At 37.4% G+C, this 16,381-nt stretch carries 19 protein-coding genes, 1 CRISPR repeat array and 1 other annotated feature; of the genes, 2 read left to right on the top strand and 17 right to left on the bottom strand.

Going from position 1 to position 16,381, the window contains the following annotated elements; genetic code table 11:
* Position 1: 1 nt before the first annotated feature.
* The 4 genes from rsmH to asnB form a co-directional block, all read right to left on the bottom strand.
* Entirely contained in the window at positions 2 to 958 is a 957-nt protein-coding gene (gene rsmH / locus CBF30_RS00880; protein ID WP_126821817.1) for a 16S rRNA (cytosine(1402)-N(4))-methyltransferase RsmH, read from the bottom strand.
* A gap of 26 nt (positions 959 to 984) precedes the next feature.
* A complete protein-coding gene (gene mraZ, locus CBF30_RS00875) occupies positions 985 to 1,416 on the bottom strand; it encodes a division/cell wall cluster transcriptional repressor MraZ (RefSeq protein WP_126821815.1) in 432 nt (143 codons plus the stop codon).
* A gap of 330 nt (positions 1,417 to 1,746) precedes the next feature.
* On the bottom strand, positions 1,747 to 2,115 hold the full coding sequence (locus tag CBF30_RS00870; RefSeq protein WP_126821813.1) for a DUF3397 domain-containing protein: 369 nt from the start codon (positions 2,113 to 2,115) through the stop codon (positions 1,747 to 1,749).
* A 59-nt stretch (positions 2,116 to 2,174) separates the two neighbouring features.
* Entirely contained in the window at positions 2,175 to 4,049 is a 1,875-nt protein-coding gene (gene asnB / locus CBF30_RS00865; protein ID WP_126821811.1) for an asparagine synthase (glutamine-hydrolyzing), read from the bottom strand.
* Positions 4,050 to 4,246: 197 nt separating this feature from the next.
* Here asnB and CBF30_RS00860 point away from each other — a divergent pair, with 197 nt between their 5' ends.
* Both CBF30_RS00860 and CBF30_RS00855 read left to right on the top strand, forming a co-directional pair.
* A complete protein-coding gene (locus CBF30_RS00860) occupies positions 4,247 to 5,200 on the top strand; it encodes a magnesium transporter CorA family protein (RefSeq protein WP_126821809.1) in 954 nt (317 codons plus the stop codon).
* Between the two features lie 68 nt (positions 5,201 to 5,268).
* Positions 5,269 to 5,388: a DUF4044 domain-containing protein gene (locus CBF30_RS00855; protein WP_126821807.1), complete on the top strand. Its 120-nt coding sequence runs from the start codon at positions 5,269 to 5,271 to the stop codon at positions 5,386 to 5,388.
* A 37-nt stretch (positions 5,389 to 5,425) separates the two neighbouring features.
* Here the strand turns inward: CBF30_RS00855 and recN are convergent, their stop codons facing one another.
* The 13 genes from recN to rplU all read right to left on the bottom strand — a co-directional run bounded on the left by recN (position 5,426) and on the right by rplU (position 16,279).
* A complete protein-coding gene (gene recN, locus CBF30_RS00850; protein WP_126821805.1) occupies positions 5,426 to 7,114 on the bottom strand; it encodes a DNA repair protein RecN in 1,689 nt (562 codons plus the stop codon).
* Positions 7,115 to 7,139: 25 nt separating this feature from the next.
* Positions 7,140 to 7,589, bottom strand: a complete 450-nt coding sequence (locus CBF30_RS00845) for an arginine repressor (RefSeq protein ID WP_126821804.1) — start codon at positions 7,587 to 7,589, stop codon at positions 7,140 to 7,142.
* Between the two features lie 21 nt (positions 7,590 to 7,610).
* On the bottom strand, positions 7,611 to 8,450 hold the full coding sequence (locus CBF30_RS00840; protein WP_126821802.1) for a TlyA family RNA methyltransferase: 840 nt from the start codon (positions 8,448 to 8,450) through the stop codon (positions 7,611 to 7,613).
* Positions 8,451 to 8,471: 21 nt separating this feature from the next.
* A complete protein-coding gene (locus tag CBF30_RS00835) occupies positions 8,472 to 9,368 on the bottom strand; it encodes a polyprenyl synthetase family protein (RefSeq protein WP_245974982.1) in 897 nt (298 codons plus the stop codon).
* On the bottom strand, positions 9,368 to 9,598 hold the full coding sequence (locus CBF30_RS00830; RefSeq protein WP_126821800.1) for an exodeoxyribonuclease VII small subunit: 231 nt from the start codon (positions 9,596 to 9,598) through the stop codon (positions 9,368 to 9,370). The genes CBF30_RS00835 and CBF30_RS00830 overlap by 1 nt, the downstream gene beginning before the upstream one ends.
* A complete protein-coding gene (gene xseA, locus CBF30_RS00825; RefSeq protein WP_126821798.1) occupies positions 9,595 to 10,947 on the bottom strand; it encodes an exodeoxyribonuclease VII large subunit in 1,353 nt (450 codons plus the stop codon). The genes CBF30_RS00830 and xseA overlap by 4 nt, the downstream gene beginning before the upstream one ends.
* 8 nt (positions 10,948 to 10,955) lie before the next feature.
* On the bottom strand, positions 10,956 to 11,813 hold the full coding sequence (locus tag CBF30_RS00820; RefSeq protein ID WP_126821796.1) for a bifunctional methylenetetrahydrofolate dehydrogenase/methenyltetrahydrofolate cyclohydrolase: 858 nt from the start codon (positions 11,811 to 11,813) through the stop codon (positions 10,956 to 10,958).
* Between the two features lie 111 nt (positions 11,814 to 11,924).
* Positions 11,925 to 12,377, bottom strand: a complete 453-nt coding sequence (gene nusB, locus CBF30_RS00815; protein ID WP_126821794.1) for a transcription antitermination factor NusB — start codon at positions 12,375 to 12,377, stop codon at positions 11,925 to 11,927.
* Positions 12,370 to 12,798, bottom strand: a complete 429-nt coding sequence (locus tag CBF30_RS00810) for an Asp23/Gls24 family envelope stress response protein (RefSeq protein WP_126823708.1) — start codon at positions 12,796 to 12,798, stop codon at positions 12,370 to 12,372. The genes nusB and CBF30_RS00810 overlap by 8 nt, the downstream gene beginning before the upstream one ends.
* Before the next feature lie 173 nt (positions 12,799 to 12,971).
* On the bottom strand, positions 12,972 to 14,036 hold the full coding sequence (locus CBF30_RS00805; RefSeq protein WP_211340458.1) for a M24 family metallopeptidase: 1,065 nt from the start codon (positions 14,034 to 14,036) through the stop codon (positions 12,972 to 12,974).
* A 385-nt stretch (positions 14,037 to 14,421) separates the two neighbouring features.
* A CRISPR array of direct repeats spans positions 14,422 to 14,779; the repeat unit is 29 nt; unit sequence ATTTACATTTCACTATATTAGATTAAAAG.
* A gap of 529 nt (positions 14,780 to 15,308) precedes the next feature.
* On the bottom strand, positions 15,309 to 15,584 hold the full coding sequence (gene rpmA, locus CBF30_RS00800; RefSeq protein WP_281273582.1) for a 50S ribosomal protein L27: 276 nt from the start codon (positions 15,582 to 15,584) through the stop codon (positions 15,309 to 15,311).
* A 5-nt stretch (positions 15,585 to 15,589) separates the two neighbouring features.
* The gene (locus CBF30_RS00795; protein WP_126821790.1) at positions 15,590 to 15,943 is read right to left on the bottom strand and encodes a ribosomal-processing cysteine protease Prp; all 354 of its coding nucleotides are present in this window, start codon (positions 15,941 to 15,943) and stop codon (positions 15,590 to 15,592) included.
* Positions 15,944 to 15,970: 27 nt separating this feature from the next.
* On the bottom strand, positions 15,971 to 16,279 hold the full coding sequence (gene rplU / locus CBF30_RS00790; RefSeq protein ID WP_126821788.1) for a 50S ribosomal protein L21: 309 nt from the start codon (positions 16,277 to 16,279) through the stop codon (positions 15,971 to 15,973).
* A 19-nt stretch (positions 16,280 to 16,298) separates the two neighbouring features.
* Positions 16,299 to 16,373: a sequence feature (ribosomal protein L21 leader region), on the bottom strand.
* Positions 16,374 to 16,381: the final 8 nt, after the last annotated feature.

The following is a 16,381-nucleotide window of genomic DNA, read 5'->3' as shown; positions in this document are numbered from 1 at the left end:
TTCAAATTTTTCTTTTCTTTTCTGCAACTCGTAATTTTGCACTACGAGCTCGACGATTTCCCTCAACCTCTGACTCACTTGGAATCATTGGTTTTCTAGTCACTAATTTTAAAGTCGGTTGGAATTCTTCTGGAATGATTGGCAGTCCAGGAGGTGTATCCTTCGCTGTACTGTATTCTTTAAAAATAGTTTTTACCAAACGATCTTCCAGAGAATGGAACGTGATGACACTCACTCTTCCGTCAATCTTTAAGATTTCTATTGCTTGTTGCAAGGATTCTTCTATTGCTCCTAATTCATCATTGACTGCAATACGAATTGCCTGAAACACTCTTTTTGCTGGGTGGCCACCTTTTCTTCTAGCTGGAGCTGGAATAACTTCTTTGATGATTTCGACAAGCTCCCCAGTCGTTTGAATTTCATGATCAGCTCGTTTATTTTCAATTGCACGTGCGATTTGTTTGGAAAATTTTTCTTCTCCATAGCGATAAAAAATTTTCACCAAATCATGATAAGAATACTCATTTACAACTGTTTTGGCTGTTAGATAGGCCGATTGGTCCATTCGCATGTCTAGCACCGCATCCTGATGGTAGCTAAAACCACGTTCAGCCTCATCTAGTTGGGGGGAAGAGACGCCTAAGTCGTAAAGAATACCATCTACTTGGTGGACATCTAGTGAACTCAACGCTGTCTTTAGGTCACGAAAATTTCCTTTAACAAAAGTCACCATATTTTTTTTAAGATAAGGAGCTAATTTGATTTTTGCATTTTCAATGGCAGTTTGATCTTGGTCAAAAGCATAAAGGTGTCCTGTTTCGGATAATTGTGACAGTAAATACTCACTATGTCCCGCTCCACCCAGCGTACAGTCAACATATACTCCATTAGGTTTAATCTCTAACATGTCAACTGTCTCATGCAGTAAAACTGTTGTATGGCGGAACTCATCTGTCATCTTATTTTCTCCTCTTATCCTTTATATTAAAAACCAAAATCAATCATTGTTTCAGCAATTTCGTCAAAGTTTTCTTCTGCTTCTTCTGAGAAGGCAGACCAACGTTTTTCACTCCAAATTTCTATCCGACTAGAAACTCCTATGACTACACAATTTTTTTCTAACTCAGCATGGTTTCTTAGTGGTACTGGAAGGTTAATTCTTCCTTGTTTGTCTATTTCACATTCAGTGGCAGCGGAGTAAAAAAAACGAACGAATGCTCGTGTTTCTTTCTTAGCTAAGGGCATTTCTTTTAACTTTTGTTCCATAACTGCCCATTCATCTTGAGGATACCCAAATAAACATCCATCCATTCCTCGTGTCACAACGAACTTTTCTCCAAGTTCTTCACGAAATTTAGAAGGCATAATTAATCGACCTTTTGTATCAATATTATGTTTAAATTCACCCATAAACATACTCGGTCACCCCAATTTCCCACTTCATGATTCAAGTCTACCACATTCCCCCACTTTCTACCACATTCTACTGGAATTTTTTTTCTTTTTTTCCTTTTTTTATAAATTTTATTCTTAAGTAGGAAAAAAAGCCTAGCAACGCCTACTGAGCGTTGTCAGACTTTCTTAAATTTCAAATAAATTTCGGTTTTAAATTGCTGGTTTTATCTCCAACAAAGAATAAGTTTACTCATTTTTTTGCTTTGATAAACATTCTTTTAAATTTGCACTATTTCTTTCTAAATAACGTATCCAACTTTGGCTCATTTCCTAATATGTGCCTCAGTTAGGTTAGATAAAAGCAAAGAAGCTCAAACCAATTAGCACAACATACAAGATGAATGTCAATAGAAACACAAACCGAGCATACATTTTAAAATATCTCCGGTAATTTAGCTCGTGATAGTAATACGCGTGAACAATTGCAATAATAATTCCTAACAACAGTATTGTCAGAAGGATATAAGGCAATACAGAGTGTTTGAATGCCACTTTTGACAATTCATGAATGCCAACCAACAAAAAAGGTGTCGCAATATCCACAGCTTTTACTTTAAAACGTGTATCCAAAGAAAAAGTTGTCACAATATAACTGGAAGCAAAGAGCAACAGAATTGGAAATATATACCAAAAAACAACTTGTAGTGAGAGTGCTCCCATCTTGTCACTCCTTTCTTTAAAATTACAAGTATTAGAGCAAATCCTATTGATAGGAATAGCTATACATGAAAATCGAAGGAAACATCTTCTTCTACATAAACTTTGTGCCAAGTCATAAAGGTCAACACAGCCCATATTTTTCTAGAGTAATCTTGTTTGCCTTGTTTGTGATCCTCCAACAGTTTCAAGACATATTCCTTATTCAAATAGTCATCTGTTTGCGACTCACGAATAGTCGTCGCCGCCCAATCATACAATTCATCTTTCAACCAAAAACGAATAGGCACTGGGAATCCTAATTTTTTACGATATAACACGTGTTCAGGAACAAAATCTTCAGCCGCTTTTCTCAAAATATATTTCGTCGTTCCATTTGCAATCCTCATGTGTGAAGGAATCGTTCTCGCTAAGGCAAAGACTTCTTTGTCCACAAACGGTGTTCTAAGTTCCAAAGCAGCAGACATCGTTGTTCTATCCGCGTTTAATAACAAATCTCCTACTAACCAAGTATGAATATCAATAAATTGCATTCGATCAATTGGATCATAGTTTTTGGATTCTTGGTAGAACTTTTCTGTTATTTGAGTAAATGGTGTCTTCGCATCATAGTTCTTCAATAACTCGCGCTTTTCTTTTTCATTAAAAATGAACGCATTCCCTACGTAGCGTTGTTCCATTGGGGTTGTCCCACGTAATAAGAAACTTTTCCCTTTCATGCCTTCTGGTAAAATGCGTGCCAAGCCATTTAATGCCTTATTTAAACCATTTGGAATCTTATTAAACATTTTAAGGGAATTCGGTTCATTATAGATGGTGTACCCGCCAAACATTTCATCTGCACCTTCCCCACTAAGTGCAACCGTACAATGTTTTCTTGTCTCATGTGCCAAGAAAAATTGTGGCACTGCTGCTGGATCAGCTAACGGATCATCCATATGCCACACAAACCTTGGGAATTCTCGTACAAATTCTTCTGGTGTAATGACTTTGCTAATATTTTCAACGTTCAGTTTTGCAGCCGTTTCTTTTGCAACATCTATTTCACTGTAGCCTTCTCGTTCAAATCCAACGGATACCGTTTTAATATCAGGATTAAACTCTTTGGCAATCGAAACAATTATCGACGAGTCTACCCCACCTGATAAAAAGGAGCCCACGGTTACATCTGAGCGCATATGTTTTTCTACACTATCAAATAACACATCTTTTAGTTGTTTTGCCAGCGCCTTTTCTTCATAATCAACTGGAGCGAAGCTTGGTTCCCAGTATTTGACAAAACGCATCTCTTTTCCTTGCTCTTTGACAAAATAATGTCCAGGTTGAAGACGATTGATTCCCACAGTCATAGTTTGCGGCTCTGGCACATATTGAAATGTCATATAGTCTTGTAACGCTTTTTCATTCAACTTTTTCTCTTTTAAAATTTTACGAATCGACTTTTCTTCAGAAGCTACATAAATATTCCCGTCTTCCTCAGCAAAATGGAAGGGTTTGATTCCAAAATGATCTCTCGCTGCATAAGCTTTTTTTTCAAATTTATCCCAAATCACAAATGCAAACATCCCCCGTAATAAGGAAGCTGTTTTTTCTCCATATTTTTTATATACGGCAAGAATCACTTCGGTATCGCTATCTGTTTTAAACGTATATCCTTCTGCCTTTAATTCTTCCCGAAGCTCTATGTAATTATAGACTTCTCCGTTAAAGATAATCCAATAACGTTCTTCATCGTATGATAAAGGCTGTGCACCTTTTTCAATATCAATCACGCTTAGTCTACGAAATCCAAAAGAAACATCACTATCATGATAATAGCCTTCACTATCTGGCCCGCGATGCACAATAATCGCGTTCATTTCTTTCATTTTTCTTTTTTGTTCTTCTATGTCAATGGAGTGACTATTTTGGTGAATACATCCAACAAATCCGCACATTTTTATTTCCTCCTACTATAATCTTGCTTAGCATGTCATTTATCCATTATAGTAGATAACCAAGACATGTTCAAACTTTTTTAAAAATCTATATTTATTCTTATATTCCTTTTGCTATCTATTAAAAGAACCTTGAGTTTATCTATACATTTTTAGAAAGCTACTATATACTAGAGACTGAATAGGAGGCTGTATCTATGATTCAATATTTCAGTGTAAAGCAAAATGGTAGTGTGCTGGAAACAACGTCTGCTGAATCTTTTGATTGGGTGCATCTTGAAACTCCTAGTTTAAAAGAGATTGAAAAGATTGCACAGGACTACTCGGTCCCAAAAGATTATCTGACAGCAGTTTTAGACAAACAAGAAGTACCTCGGACAGAAGGGTTGAACCAACAAACACTCGAACAACCCATACTCCTTTTATGTCAATATCCTCATCCTGTGACTAGTCCTAGTGGCTTTCAGCAGTTTGAAATGTTTCCATTTAGCATGATTCTCACAAAGGAAAAAATTATTACTGCTTGTAATTACGCTACTTCTTTTACGAAAAAATTCCATCGGATTCTCTCTGTTCAAGAACATGTACTGTTTCCTGAACAAATTGCGATTCAAATTTCGTGGAATATTGCTTCTTTATTTAATAAAAATGTTCAAGAACTAAAAAAAGAAACCGAAAATTTAGAAAGCCAATTACGTGTTTCTGTTGCAAATCAACAACTTTATCAAATTATGGACATTCAAAAAAGTCTGGTCTATTTCAAATCAGCGCTTCAAGAAAATTTACGAGGCTTAGAGTCTCTTCTTTCTACTAGTCTTTTACTTGATTCAAAAGACGCCCGTGCTGCTTTGCATGACGTACTTGTTGAAAATAAACAAGCACTCACGATTACCAGCATTCAGCTTCAACTAGTTTCACAAACAAAAGATATGTTTTCTGCCATTGTTTCCAACAATTTAAACATTATCATGAAAGTACTAACATCCATTACAGTAGTCTTAACGATTCCAACAATTATTGGAGGATTATACGGGATGAATGTCCGTCTTCCTTTTGCAAATTTTCACAATGCTTTTTGGTGGTTATGTGGTGGGATTGTTCTGCTCTGTCTTTTTACAACTTGGTTATTAAAAAAGAAAAATCTTTTCTAATCTATCTTGATTTTAGTAAATAAAAAAGTGTACACTACAACTAAGCAGAAAAGGATGTGCCTCTATAAATGGAAAAAAAGAAAAAAAGTCGTTTTGCTAAGATAACAAACATTGTGATTTGGATTATGTTAATCGCAACAATTGGCGGCGTCTTACTTGCAGCATTTGCCAGTATGATTACAGGATAGGCCAAAAAGAACACTTGACTCTTTTCAAGTGTTCTTTTTATTTGCCCGCCAGCTGGAGTAACTCCTTTGCATGCTCTACTGTAAGCGGTGTAATCTGAGTTCCGGCAAGCATGCGGGCAATCTCCTGAACTCTTTGTTCCAACGATAAAATCTCTACACTCGTTTTCGTCCGATCTGCTACGATTTCCTTTTTGATAAAATACTGCGCATCCGCAATTGCGGCCACTTGAGGTAAATGTGTGATACAAAGCACCTGTGAGTGCTGGGCAACCTGGTGAATTTTTTCTGCAATAGACTGAGCAATACGGCCACTAACCCCTGTATCAACCTCATCAAAAATAATACTCGTCATCCCCTGTGTTTGTGATAAAATCGTCTTCATTGCTAACATAATACGTGAAAGTTCGCCACCTGAAGCAACTTTCACCAACGGTTTTAGTGGCTCCCCGGGATTGGTTGTAAGATAAAATTCTATCTCGTCTTTCCCATTTTCACGGTACGCTTTTAGGCCTTCTCCATGCGCCACAATCTTCACTTGAAAAATTGCTTTTTCCAAATACAATTCTTTTAACTGCTTCATAATGTCTGCTTCTAGTTTTTTTGCCTCTTTCACTCGCAACTCACTCAAAGAATCCCCAAATTGAATCAATTTATCTTCTTTTTCTTTCAACTCTTTTTCGAGTTGTGTGCTTTGATTTTCAAAAGACAACGACTCGCTCAACTCTAGCGTAATTTCTTTGTAATACTCTATGATTGCTTGTTCGGAGTCCCCATACTTTCTTTTTAGTTGCCTAATGCTATCCAGTCTAGATTCAACTACTTCTAAGCGACCCTCGTCCATCTCCAAACTATCTAGCTGCCTAGATAAATCAGCTGCTGCCTCTTGTAAAATAAAATACCCATTTTGAATGGCCTCAGCAATTGCTTGATACTCACGATCAATTGCTTCAATTGAAAGCATCGCATCCATTGCGAACCCGATCCTATCCAAACTACTACTAGCTTCTTCTCCTTGCAAAGCATCATAGCCTACTTTTAACGACTCGGCAATTTTCTGGTAATTCACCAATTTATTTCGTTCTTCTAGTAGCCGCTCTTCTTCTCCGACTTCCAGTTGCGCTGCCTCAATTTCCTCTACTTGAAAGCGAAGCATGTCCATTCGTTGAGCGAACTCTTTTTCATTCTTTTCTTTTTTCTCCATTTTGCTACGCAATTCATGGTATTGTTGAAATACCTTTTGATAAGCAACTTTCGCTGAGCCAATTTTTTCTTTGCCATATTCATCTAATAATTCCACATGCTTACTTGCTTGCATCAATTCTTGGTGTTCATTTTGTCCATGAATATCCACTAAAAGCTCTCCAATACTTCGCAAAGTAGTTAGATTAACCAAGTGTCCGTTAATTCGACAAGTATTTTTTCCATTACGGTAAATTTCTCTTTGTAAAACAAGCATATTGTCTTCATGCTCAATCGATAAACTGTCCAATCTTTTTTCAACCAAAGGATGCTGATCCATTGCAAAAAGTCCTTCTAACACACATTTCTTTTCTCCCTGACGAATGTACTCATTGGAGCCTCTCCCACCAGCAAGCAAGCCAACCGCATCAATAATAATGGATTTTCCTGCACCCGTTTCACCTGTGAGTACAGTCATTCCCTCATCAAACGTCACATTTAAAGCAGGGATAATCGCAAAGTTACGTATAGATAGTTCTTGTAGCATTTAGCACCTCCAAAAGAAATTTTGTTTAAACTTGTTCAAGAATATGTTGTTCTAAGGCAGTTGCATCCTCGTTTGTTTTGGTAATTAGTAGTACCTTGTTATCATTCGTCATAGCTGTAAATAATTGTTCTTCATAAACTTTTTCTAATAAATTTCCTAGTGCTACAGCACTTCCTGGTATGGTTTGAATCGCAAGGAATTTATCCATCTTTTGAATGTTTAAGAAACAATCTTTCAAAAGCTTTTCTGTTTTTTGCTGTAAATCTGGTTCAGAGGAAGTAGGCAGACTGTAGCAGTATCCACCTGTTGAAGAAGGGACCTTCACAAGATGTAAATCCTTAATATCTCTTGAAATAGTCGCCTGCGTCACCTCAATCCCTGTAGCTCGCAATCGTTCTACAAATTCTTCTTGCTTTTGGATTTCATGCTCATGAATCATCTTTTGAATCAAACGATGACGATCTTTTTTTTTCATTTTATACACTCCCTATCCATCTCAGTGAGAGTTCTCACTTTTTAATTGCTGATGTGCAGACTCCACGGTGGTTTGTGCCAGTTCTTTAATCTTCGTTTCTGTGGTGTTTATTTTTTTGTCTTTATCCCAAGAAAGATATGCAAGAAATTCGATATTCCCTTCTCCACCTTTAATAGGTGAAAAATCCAAACCCTTTATACTATAGCCTTGCTCGTCTATGAATGAGAGCATCTTTTCAAGTACCAATTCGTGAGTACTTTTCTCTCTAATCACACCATTTTTTCCGACAAGTTCTCTGCCCGCTTCAAATTGGGGTTTAATGAGTGCCACCACTTCTCCGCTTTCTTTTAAAATCGTTTTTAATACAGGTAAAATGATTTTTAACGAAATAAAAGAAACATCAATCGTGGCTATATCCGGCACACCAATTTCAAAATCTTCTGGTTTACAATATCGGAAATTTGTTCGTTCCATCACTACGACTCGTGGGTCTTGTCTTAATTTCCATGCGAGTTGGTTGTAGCCTACATCTAAAGCATAGCTATGTGCTGCACCATTTTGCAAGGCTACATCCGTAAATCCGCCTGTTGAAGAGCCAATGTCCAATAAAAGCTTGTCTTGCATCGAAATCTGAAAAACCTCTAGTGCTTTTTCAAGTTTTAATCCACCACGCGATACATAGCGCAAACCTTCCCCTTTTAATTGCAACTGCGTTTCAATCGAGATCTTCTCACCTGGTTTATCTAGTCGCTCCTCTTTTTCTGTATAAACCAAGCCTGCCATCACTCCACGCTTCGCTTTTTCTCTTGTCTCAAAAAGCCCTTGTTCTACTAATAGTATATCCACACGTTCTTTTTTCATGTTTGTCTTCTTTCATTTCCTTTATAATTTACGTAATTGTAGTAAGAGTTCATCGAAGAAAGAAAATTTTTCCATTCTTTCGTTTTTGGGCATGATATGGTTGAGTGCGATTTCTGCATTTAAACATTCTTGTTCCAACGCCTCTTTCGCTCCGTCAACTCCAAGTAAAAACGGATACGTACTTTTATGGAGCAGTGCATCCATCCCTATTTTTTTGCCTATTTCAGCCTCATTTCCAACTACGTCTAAAAGATCATCTTTGATTTGAAAAGCGACCCCAAAATGCTGAGCAAATGTTTGCATACTTTTTAAATCATCCAACGTCCGTTCCAGACTCAAGAGACCAGAATTAACCGCACATTCAATCAAAGCCCCCGTCTTACGCGCATGAACAGCCTTTAACTCAGACAAGGTAAGCGACGTATTTTCTGCCTCCATATCTGCAAGTTGCCCCGCCACCATGCCATACGAACCGGAAGCTTTTGCAAACTCTTGTATCATTTTTACGAGTGTATCGGAAGAAAAAGGACTAAGTGATAGCAAGTGGAAAGCCTCTGTCAACAAAGCATCCCCAGCTAATATAGCAGTTGCTTCCCCAAAGACTTTATGATTTGTCGGTTTTCCTCTACGCAAATCATCGTTATCCATCGCTGGTAAATCATCATGAATCAAAGAATAAGTATGAATCATTTCAAGTGCTGCTGCTAGCTGATAATGTTTTTTCTCAATCTTCTCCCCATGAAAAGCTACAACCGAGAGCAACAGAAGTGGGCGCAACCTTTTTCCACCAGCTTCTACAGAATAAATCATGGCCTCTTTTAACTTTTCTTCTGTACAATGCTTGAGAATGTGCTGACACATAATTTGATTGATTTTTGGTGTATGTTTCTCAGAAAATTTCTGAAAATAAGAACTCATCACTCAGCCTCACTTTCAAATAAAACTTCTTCATTTTCGTCAGTCATCATTTTTGTTAACGTTTTTTCTGCATTTGTCAGTGTTTCTTGACACACTTTACTAAGTTCAATCCCGTATTTAAATTGTGTTAGCGCCTCTTCTAATGGTACATCGCCTTGTTCCAAACGTTGAACCACTTCTTCCAAGGCAGCCATTGATTCTTCGAAGGTCATTGTTTTTTTTGCCGTCATTCTTTCTCCTCCTTATTGTCTATTTTTTTTGCTGTAACATTTGCTTCGATTAAGCCATCTTTCATGTGAATTGTTAGCGTCTCTTTTTCCTTCAAATCCCGAACAGAATGAATGACTTTTTCTTCTTTTGTTACATAGCTATACCCTCTTCCCATCGTTCTAAGTGGGCTAAGGACATCAAGCGACTGGACATTATAATTGAATTGTTGCTGCTTTTCTTTTAGCGCCTGCTTCATTTGCTGTTTTAGTGCTTGATTGAGGTACCGTAATTGCTGCTTTTGTTCTTGTACTCGATTATAAGGTGCGACTAGTTCAAACGCGTGTTGAATGGCTTGATACTGCTTTTGTTTCACCTGTAACAACTGCTTTGAAGTAGTTTCGAATTGGCGATTTAATAAATCTAACTTCATGGAAAAACCTTCATATAAACGCTGTGGTTGCTTAAAAATATAAGAATCCATTTGACTAGCATAACGCAACTTATTTTGTCTAATCAGCATGCCAAAGCTTCTTACCAAGCGATTTTCTTTTTCTTTAATCTTCAGTAGCTCTTCTGATAGTACTGGAACCGCTAATTCTGCCGCCGCAGTTGGCGTTGCTGCCCTAATATCGGCCACAAGATCCGCAATCGTAGTGTCTGTTTCATGCCCCACAGAAGAGATAACTGGAGTGCGTGCTCCAAAGATTGCACGCGCCACTTTTTCCTCATTAAATGGCCATAAATCTTCAATTGAGCCGCCACCACGTGCAATAATCATTGTATCAAAATCTCCCAACTGCTCGACGCGCTCAATATTTTTCACAATATCGGCTGCTGCTTGATTGCCCTGAACAAGCGTTGGAAAAAGAACGAGCTGAGCAATGGGGTAACGTCGTTTAGCTGTTGTCATAATGTCTCGAATAACCGCTCCACTTGGACTCGTAATCACTGCAATTTTTTTAGGAAAAGCTGGTAGCATTTTCTTAGGAGCTTGAAACAAACCTTCTTTTTTCAGCTTTTCTTTCATTTCTTCCAGAGCTTGATAAAGCGCACCCACACCATCTGGTTCCATATGCTCAATATAAATCTGATATTGTCCACTCGCTTCATAGAGCGAAATTCGACCAATGACAAGAACTTTCATCCCCTCTTTAGGTTCAAATTTCAACTGCTGAAAGGCAGACTTGAACATGATCGCCGAAATTTTTGCTTTCGAGTCTTTTAAACTAAAGTACTGATGTGCATTAGCTCTCATTCGAAAGTTCGAAATTTCTCCAGTTAGATAAATACGACCCAAGTATGGATCTGCTTCAAATTTACGTTTTAAGTATTTTGTTAAAGCTGTTACGGTTAAATATTCTTGTACCATCTCTCACCTTACCTAACTACTGTCATTTGTTCTTTGGCACTGCTCACCGTTTGGCTAAGTAACATCGTGATAGTCATGGGACCTACACCTTTGGGAACAGGGGTCACAAGACTGGCTTTGTCAATGACTTGATCAAATGCGACATCTCCAGCAAGTTTTCCTTGATCGTCTCGGTTCATCCCGACATCGATTACAACTGCACCAGATTTTACAAAATCAGCTGTTATAAAATTTGCTTTCCCAATCGCCACAACTAAAATGTCTGCTTCTTGTGCAATTTTAGCTAAATTTTTAGTTTTTGAATGTGCTATAGTCACCGTTGCATTTTTCATTAACAACAATTGTGCCATAGGCTTTCCTACTATATTACTACGACCAATCACTACTGCATTTTTCCCTTCCAAGTCCACATCATAGTGCTTGAACATTTCCATGATACCATATGGCGTACAAGGCAGTTTGTCTGGTTGTCCACTAAACAGCTTGCCCATATTTACTGGATGAAAACCATCTACATCTTTACTTGGCAAAATGGCCTGCAAAATCTTTTCTTCGTTGATATGTAGGGGTAGTGGCAACTGAACCAAAATCCCATGGATAGTTGGGTCTTGATTGTACTGTTCGATTTTCATTAACAGCGCTTGTTCCGTCGTTTCTTCGGGCAAACGATCTACAATAGAGTGAATCCCCACTTTTTGTGCGGAACGTTCTTTATTCTTTACATAAGTTTTACTTGCACCATTTTCTCCTACAAGTACCACAGCAAGACCTGGAACAATCCCTTTTTCTTTTAACGCTGCCACCTCTTCTTTTAACTCATGCTGAATTTTATCGGCTAATCCTCGACCATCAATTATTGTTCCCATGTGCCATCCTCCTCGTATCTTTAATTTATTCTAGCATAGTTTTTGCATTTTTTCCTCGTTCAATCAGGGGATCTTTTTAAACTATTTCCAATAAAAAACTCAAAGAATGCTTTATGCATCCTTTGAGTCAATTTCTTTCATTGCATTTGATAGTACACCATTTACAAATTTACGTGAAGTATCATCACTAAATTTTTTTGTCAGCTCAATTGCTTCATTTACCGCTACTTTAGAAGGAACTTCTTCTACATAAAGCATTTCAAAAAGTGCAATCCGCATAATAACTAAATCAATCTTAGCAATCCGCGTCAATGACCACCCTTTTAAGTATTTTTGAATATATGTATCGAGTTCTTCTTTCTTCACACACACACCCTCAACAAGCATATCCAAGTAAAGCGGTACGAACGATTCCTCGTCCTCACTAACCCATTCTCTTTGATCCAACTCAAGCGTGTAATAAATGGCATCTTGCTTTGATAACTCTGCATTAAAGTCTAATGGGAACAAAGCTTGCAATGCTTTTTCTCTAATTTCATGTCTGGTTAATTCCAAGTTATTCATCCTCTTCTTCTGAATCAAATAATTCATCTAGGTTTGGACTCATTAGTTTCTCTGGAACAATCGCTACTACATGAATATTGACCTCAGCTAATTCTATGTCCGTCATATATAATACTTGTTCTTTGACTTTTTCTTGCATTTCCATCGCTACTTTTGGAACAGATACACCGTAATTGATGTAACAATACAAGTCAACTTTTAGTCCATCGTCTTGAATATCAAGATGAACCCCTTTTCCGTGCGCTGAACGCCCGAATAGCTCTGTGACATTAGAAGTCAAAGTCCCACGCATTCCGTATACGCCTTCTACTTTAGAAGCGGCAATGCCTATGATGACCTCAATTACTTCTGGTGCAATAACGATTTCACCACCATCGTTTACTTGCTCGTCTGTTAATACTAGGTTTGTTGCTTCCGCCATGTGAAGTCCCCCTTTTATTTCAATCATTCTGATACCAACTCGGTTAAGAGTTACTTGTCTGTTTTTATTAGGAATAACGACTGCATCAAAACTCATCAGTTATTTTCCCAAAAAGACGTTCATCCTAGTTTATCATTAAACGTCTATTCTTGTCACGAAAAACTCACACTGTTTTATAAAATAATTAACTCTTTTGGTGAATGTACCAATACTTCACAGCCATTCTCAGTAATTAACAAATCATCTTCGATACGAACCCCGCCAATTCCTGGCAAATAAATTCCTGGTTCATCTGTAATCACATTTCCCGGCACAAAGGCTTGTTCACTTACTCTTGAAACATTTGGACGTTCGTGAATTTCAAGGCCAATGCCATGACCCGTACTATGTCCAAATGCCTCGCCATATCCTTTAGAAGCAATATGATCTCTAGCAACTGCATCTAGTTCGATTCCTGTCACCCCTGCTTTTGCTACCTCAATTACTTTTAGTTGAGCTTCTAACACTACTTGATAAATTTCTTTTAGCTTTTCGCTAGGTTCTCCCACAGAAATAGTTCTCGTCATATCGGAAACATAGCCGTTGTAATAACAACCAAAATCAAGCGTCACAAAATCTCCAGACTCAATCACTTTGTCGCTTGCAACCCCATGAGGCATCGCAGAACGTAAGCCACTAGCGACAATCGTTTCAAATGAAACACCACCCGCACCAAGAGAACGCATATGAAAGTCTAGTTCATTGGCTACTTGAATCTCAGTCACACCTGGCTTAATAAAGGTCAAAATATGGGTAAAGGCAGCATCAGAAATTTCACAGGCTTTTCTGATAGTCGCAATTTCCTCTTCGTCTTTAATTTCTCTAAGTGTTTCAATCATGTCAGAGACAGGGATAAGGGCTGTATCGACAATTTCTTCCAAATAAGAATATTCCGAAAAAGTGATTTGCGTTTCCTCAAAGCCTAAATTTGGTAAGTTTTCTTGTTCTACAAGATGTGCAACCTCTTCAAAAATTGGCCCCGTATTTTTTACTACTTCAAACCCCACACATTGCTTGGCAGCTTGTTCGGTATATCTAAAATCTGTTATAAAAAACGCTTTGTTTAGTGTAATTACCGCTAAACCAGTCGTTCCAGTAAAACCAGTTAGATATCTTAAGTTATATGGACTTGTAACTAAAAGCGCCGCTAACCCTTCCTTTTCCATCTCTATTCTCAATTTTTCAACACGTTGCATCATATTTTCGTCCTTCTTTCTCATAAATTCCATTGTCATTATACCAAACAATCCCACACAATTAAACCAAACCAACTTTTTAAATTCTTCTTTTAGTTATTCGATTCTCATTTTGTGCGATACTCCTATTTTTTTCTATTCGTACTAAGGCCCTTCGTACTTAGATATCATTTTTAAGCATCTAGTATCTGCTTTGCTACAACCGCTGGACTAGGCTAGAAAAACTCTCAACTTTTTACAAATATTATAAAAAAACCTTCGTCAATTAAGACAAAGGTTGGGTGAGTTTTTGACTGTATGGTACGGAAATAAAAAAAGACACAGAAAATCTTTCACTATATTAGATTAAAAGTGCTTTAATCCAATTGCGTGGGTCATCTGCTTCGTCATTTACATTTCACTATATTAGATTAAAAGAACGTGAAACTCTCCCTAATTCCTGTCTCAACTTATAATTTACATTTCACTATATTAGATTAAAAGAGAGATATCTGTGCCTAGCACGACTTGGACTATTTCATTTACATTTCACTATATTAGATTAAAAGGATTGGGAAACAGACATATCTTCAATTGAAAGTTTGATTTACATTTCACTATATTAGATTAAAAGAGAGCAATAATGGCACTTCTGATTGGCGCAGGGCTATCATTTACATTTCACTATATTAGATTAAAAGATAATTCTTACTGCTGTAAAAATATCGGATTGTAACAATTTACATTTCACTATATTAGATTAAAAGTCTACCCTCTAGAACGCTTGATATAACAAGGACGGATACTATAAAATTGTCGACCTCATCTAAAACTTCCTTTTCATGTTTAGTTTAGCATACTTTTCTTCTTAAAAACATACAAATTGCTATATAATCAAGCTTTTTCTAGCATTGTCGATCTCCTGTGTTTTTTGCGCTACTGAGGGTCGACAACTAATATAAGTAATGTCCAAAAATCATCAATACCTTATTTTTTATCCCCAAAAGAAAATATACTCAAAAAAGAAGCAGATAGCTCTTCCTTGTTTTTTTATTTCTATGACTGATACTGGGTTTACTTGAAAACATTTTACCCTATTGGTTACTTTCCGTTCGTTATTAGGGCTATTTGTAGCAGAATCAAAAGTTTCAAAAAAGGATTTGCTTACTCTTGATCTACTGTCTATCTTTTTAATTTTCAGTCGAACAGATTTCCATGATCCCACGCCCAACTATTTTTAAATAAAAAAAATTCTATTCCTTGCTATACAAGGAATAGAACTTATTAGTCACACGATTATTGAGCAACTGGATATACAGATACTTGTTTTTTGTCGCGACCTTTACGTTCAAAACGTACTACGCCGTCAACTTTGGCAAATAAAGTATCGTCTCCACCAATCCCAACGTTTGTACCTGGGAAAATTTTAGTTCCGCGTTGACGGTATAAAATTGATCCACCAGTAACAGTTTGTCCGTCAGCGCTTTTCGCACCAAGACGTTTAGATTCTGAGTCACGGCCGTTTGAAGTCGAACCGCCACCTTTTTTGTGGGCAAATAATTGCAAATTCATTTTCATCATGAGTTTTGACCTCCTTCATTGGTTAGTAGCCGAACATTACTTGGATGTTCGGCTTCAATTGATTGAACTGCTAAGACTAAATTTTCAAGTAAGATTTGCGCAATTTCATTTTGCTTTGAGGACATATCCGCAATAAGCTCCATATACAGGTAGCCACCTTGCTCACTTTCAACCTCTACAATCGGAACAAAACCAGCTAGTGCCTCTATTCCATTGATTGTGCTAATCGAAAGTGCCGAGACTGCCGCACAGACTATATCACTTCCATAAGGTCCTGCCTGAGCATGACCAGACAACTCAAAGGAAACAAGCTCTTTTGAGTCGTTTCGCTTAAAAACAACTGAAATCATATCCGCTGACCTTTCTCTTGAAAAAAATTAAGCATTAATTGCGTCAATGACAACTTTTGTATAAGGTTGACGATGACCTTGTTTACGATGTGAATGTTTTTTTGGTTTGTATTTGAATGTCACAACTTTCTTTTGCTTTCCGTGTTTTTCAACAGTTCCTTCAACAGTTGCGCCTTTGATAGTTGGTGTTCCTACTTTGGTAGAATCGCCACCTACTAAAATAACCTCATCAAATACAACTTTTTCGCCAGCTTCCACGTCTAATTTTTCAACGTAGATTGCTTGACCTACTTCAACTTTTACTTGCTTACCGCCAGTTTTTACGATTGCATACATGCTGTTAAGCACCTCCTTATTTTTTACTTAGACTCGCCTAGATAAGTGACAAAAAATTGTGCTTACGACTTATTTCGTGCGGTTGTAGCTGTGGTGCCCACA

The organism is Vagococcus entomophilus, from assembly GCF_003987595.1.
In the GTDB taxonomy this organism is placed as follows: Bacteria; Bacillota; Bacilli; order Lactobacillales; family Vagococcaceae; genus Vagococcus_E; species Vagococcus_E entomophilus.
The sequence above is the reverse complement of the archived record's forward strand: the minus strand, read 5'-3'. Positions and strand labels throughout refer to the sequence as shown.

Bases quoted from the DNA above. Each gene is read 5' to 3' on its own strand.
- CBF30_RS00830 (WP_126821800.1), bottom strand. From the start codon at position 9,598: ATGACGGCAAAAAAAACAATGACCTTCGAAGAATCAATGGCTGCCTTG.
- mraZ (WP_126821815.1), bottom strand. From the start codon at position 1,416: ATGTTTATGGGTGAATTTAAACATAATATTGATACAAAAGGTCGATTA.
- CBF30_RS00860 (WP_126821809.1), top strand. From the start codon at position 4,247: ATGATTCAATATTTCAGTGTAAAGCAAAATGGTAGTGTGCTGGAAACA.
- CBF30_RS00835 (WP_245974982.1), bottom strand. From the start codon at position 9,368: ATGAGTTCTTATTTTCAGAAATTTTCTGAGAAACATACACCAAAAATC.
- rsmH (WP_126821817.1), bottom strand. From the start codon at position 958: ATGACAGATGAGTTCCGCCATACAACAGTTTTACTGCATGAGACAGTT.
- nusB (WP_126821794.1), bottom strand. From the start codon at position 12,377: ATGAATAACTTGGAATTAACCAGACATGAAATTAGAGAAAAAGCATTG.
- xseA (WP_126821798.1), bottom strand. From the start codon at position 10,947: ATGGTACAAGAATATTTAACCGTAACAGCTTTAACAAAATACTTAAAA.
- CBF30_RS00810 (WP_126823708.1), bottom strand. From the start codon at position 12,798: ATGGCGGAAGCAACAAACCTAGTATTAACAGACGAGCAAGTAAACGAT.
- CBF30_RS00840 (WP_126821802.1), bottom strand. From the start codon at position 8,450: ATGAAAAAAGAACGTGTGGATATACTATTAGTAGAACAAGGGCTTTTT.
- CBF30_RS00855 (WP_126821807.1), top strand. From the start codon at position 5,269: ATGGAAAAAAAGAAAAAAAGTCGTTTTGCTAAGATAACAAACATTGTG.
- asnB (WP_126821811.1), bottom strand. From the start codon at position 4,049: ATGTGCGGATTTGTTGGATGTATTCACCAAAATAGTCACTCCATTGAC.
- rplU (WP_126821788.1), bottom strand. From the start codon at position 16,279: ATGTATGCAATCGTAAAAACTGGCGGTAAGCAAGTAAAAGTTGAAGTA.
- recN (WP_126821805.1), bottom strand. From the start codon at position 7,114: ATGCTACAAGAACTATCTATACGTAACTTTGCGATTATCCCTGCTTTA.
- CBF30_RS00805 (WP_211340458.1), bottom strand. From the start codon at position 14,036: ATGATGCAACGTGTTGAAAAATTGAGAATAGAGATGGAAAAGGAAGGG.
- CBF30_RS00870 (WP_126821813.1), bottom strand. From the start codon at position 2,115: ATGGGAGCACTCTCACTACAAGTTGTTTTTTGGTATATATTTCCAATT.
- CBF30_RS00845 (WP_126821804.1), bottom strand. From the start codon at position 7,589: ATGAAAAAAAAAGATCGTCATCGTTTGATTCAAAAGATGATTCATGAG.
- rpmA (WP_281273582.1), bottom strand. From the start codon at position 15,584: ATGAATTTGCAATTATTTGCCCACAAAAAAGGTGGCGGTTCGACTTCA.
- CBF30_RS00795 (WP_126821790.1), bottom strand. From the start codon at position 15,943: ATGATTTCAGTTGTTTTTAAGCGAAACGACTCAAAAGAGCTTGTTTCC.
- CBF30_RS00820 (WP_126821796.1), bottom strand. From the start codon at position 11,813: ATGGGAACAATAATTGATGGTCGAGGATTAGCCGATAAAATTCAGCAT.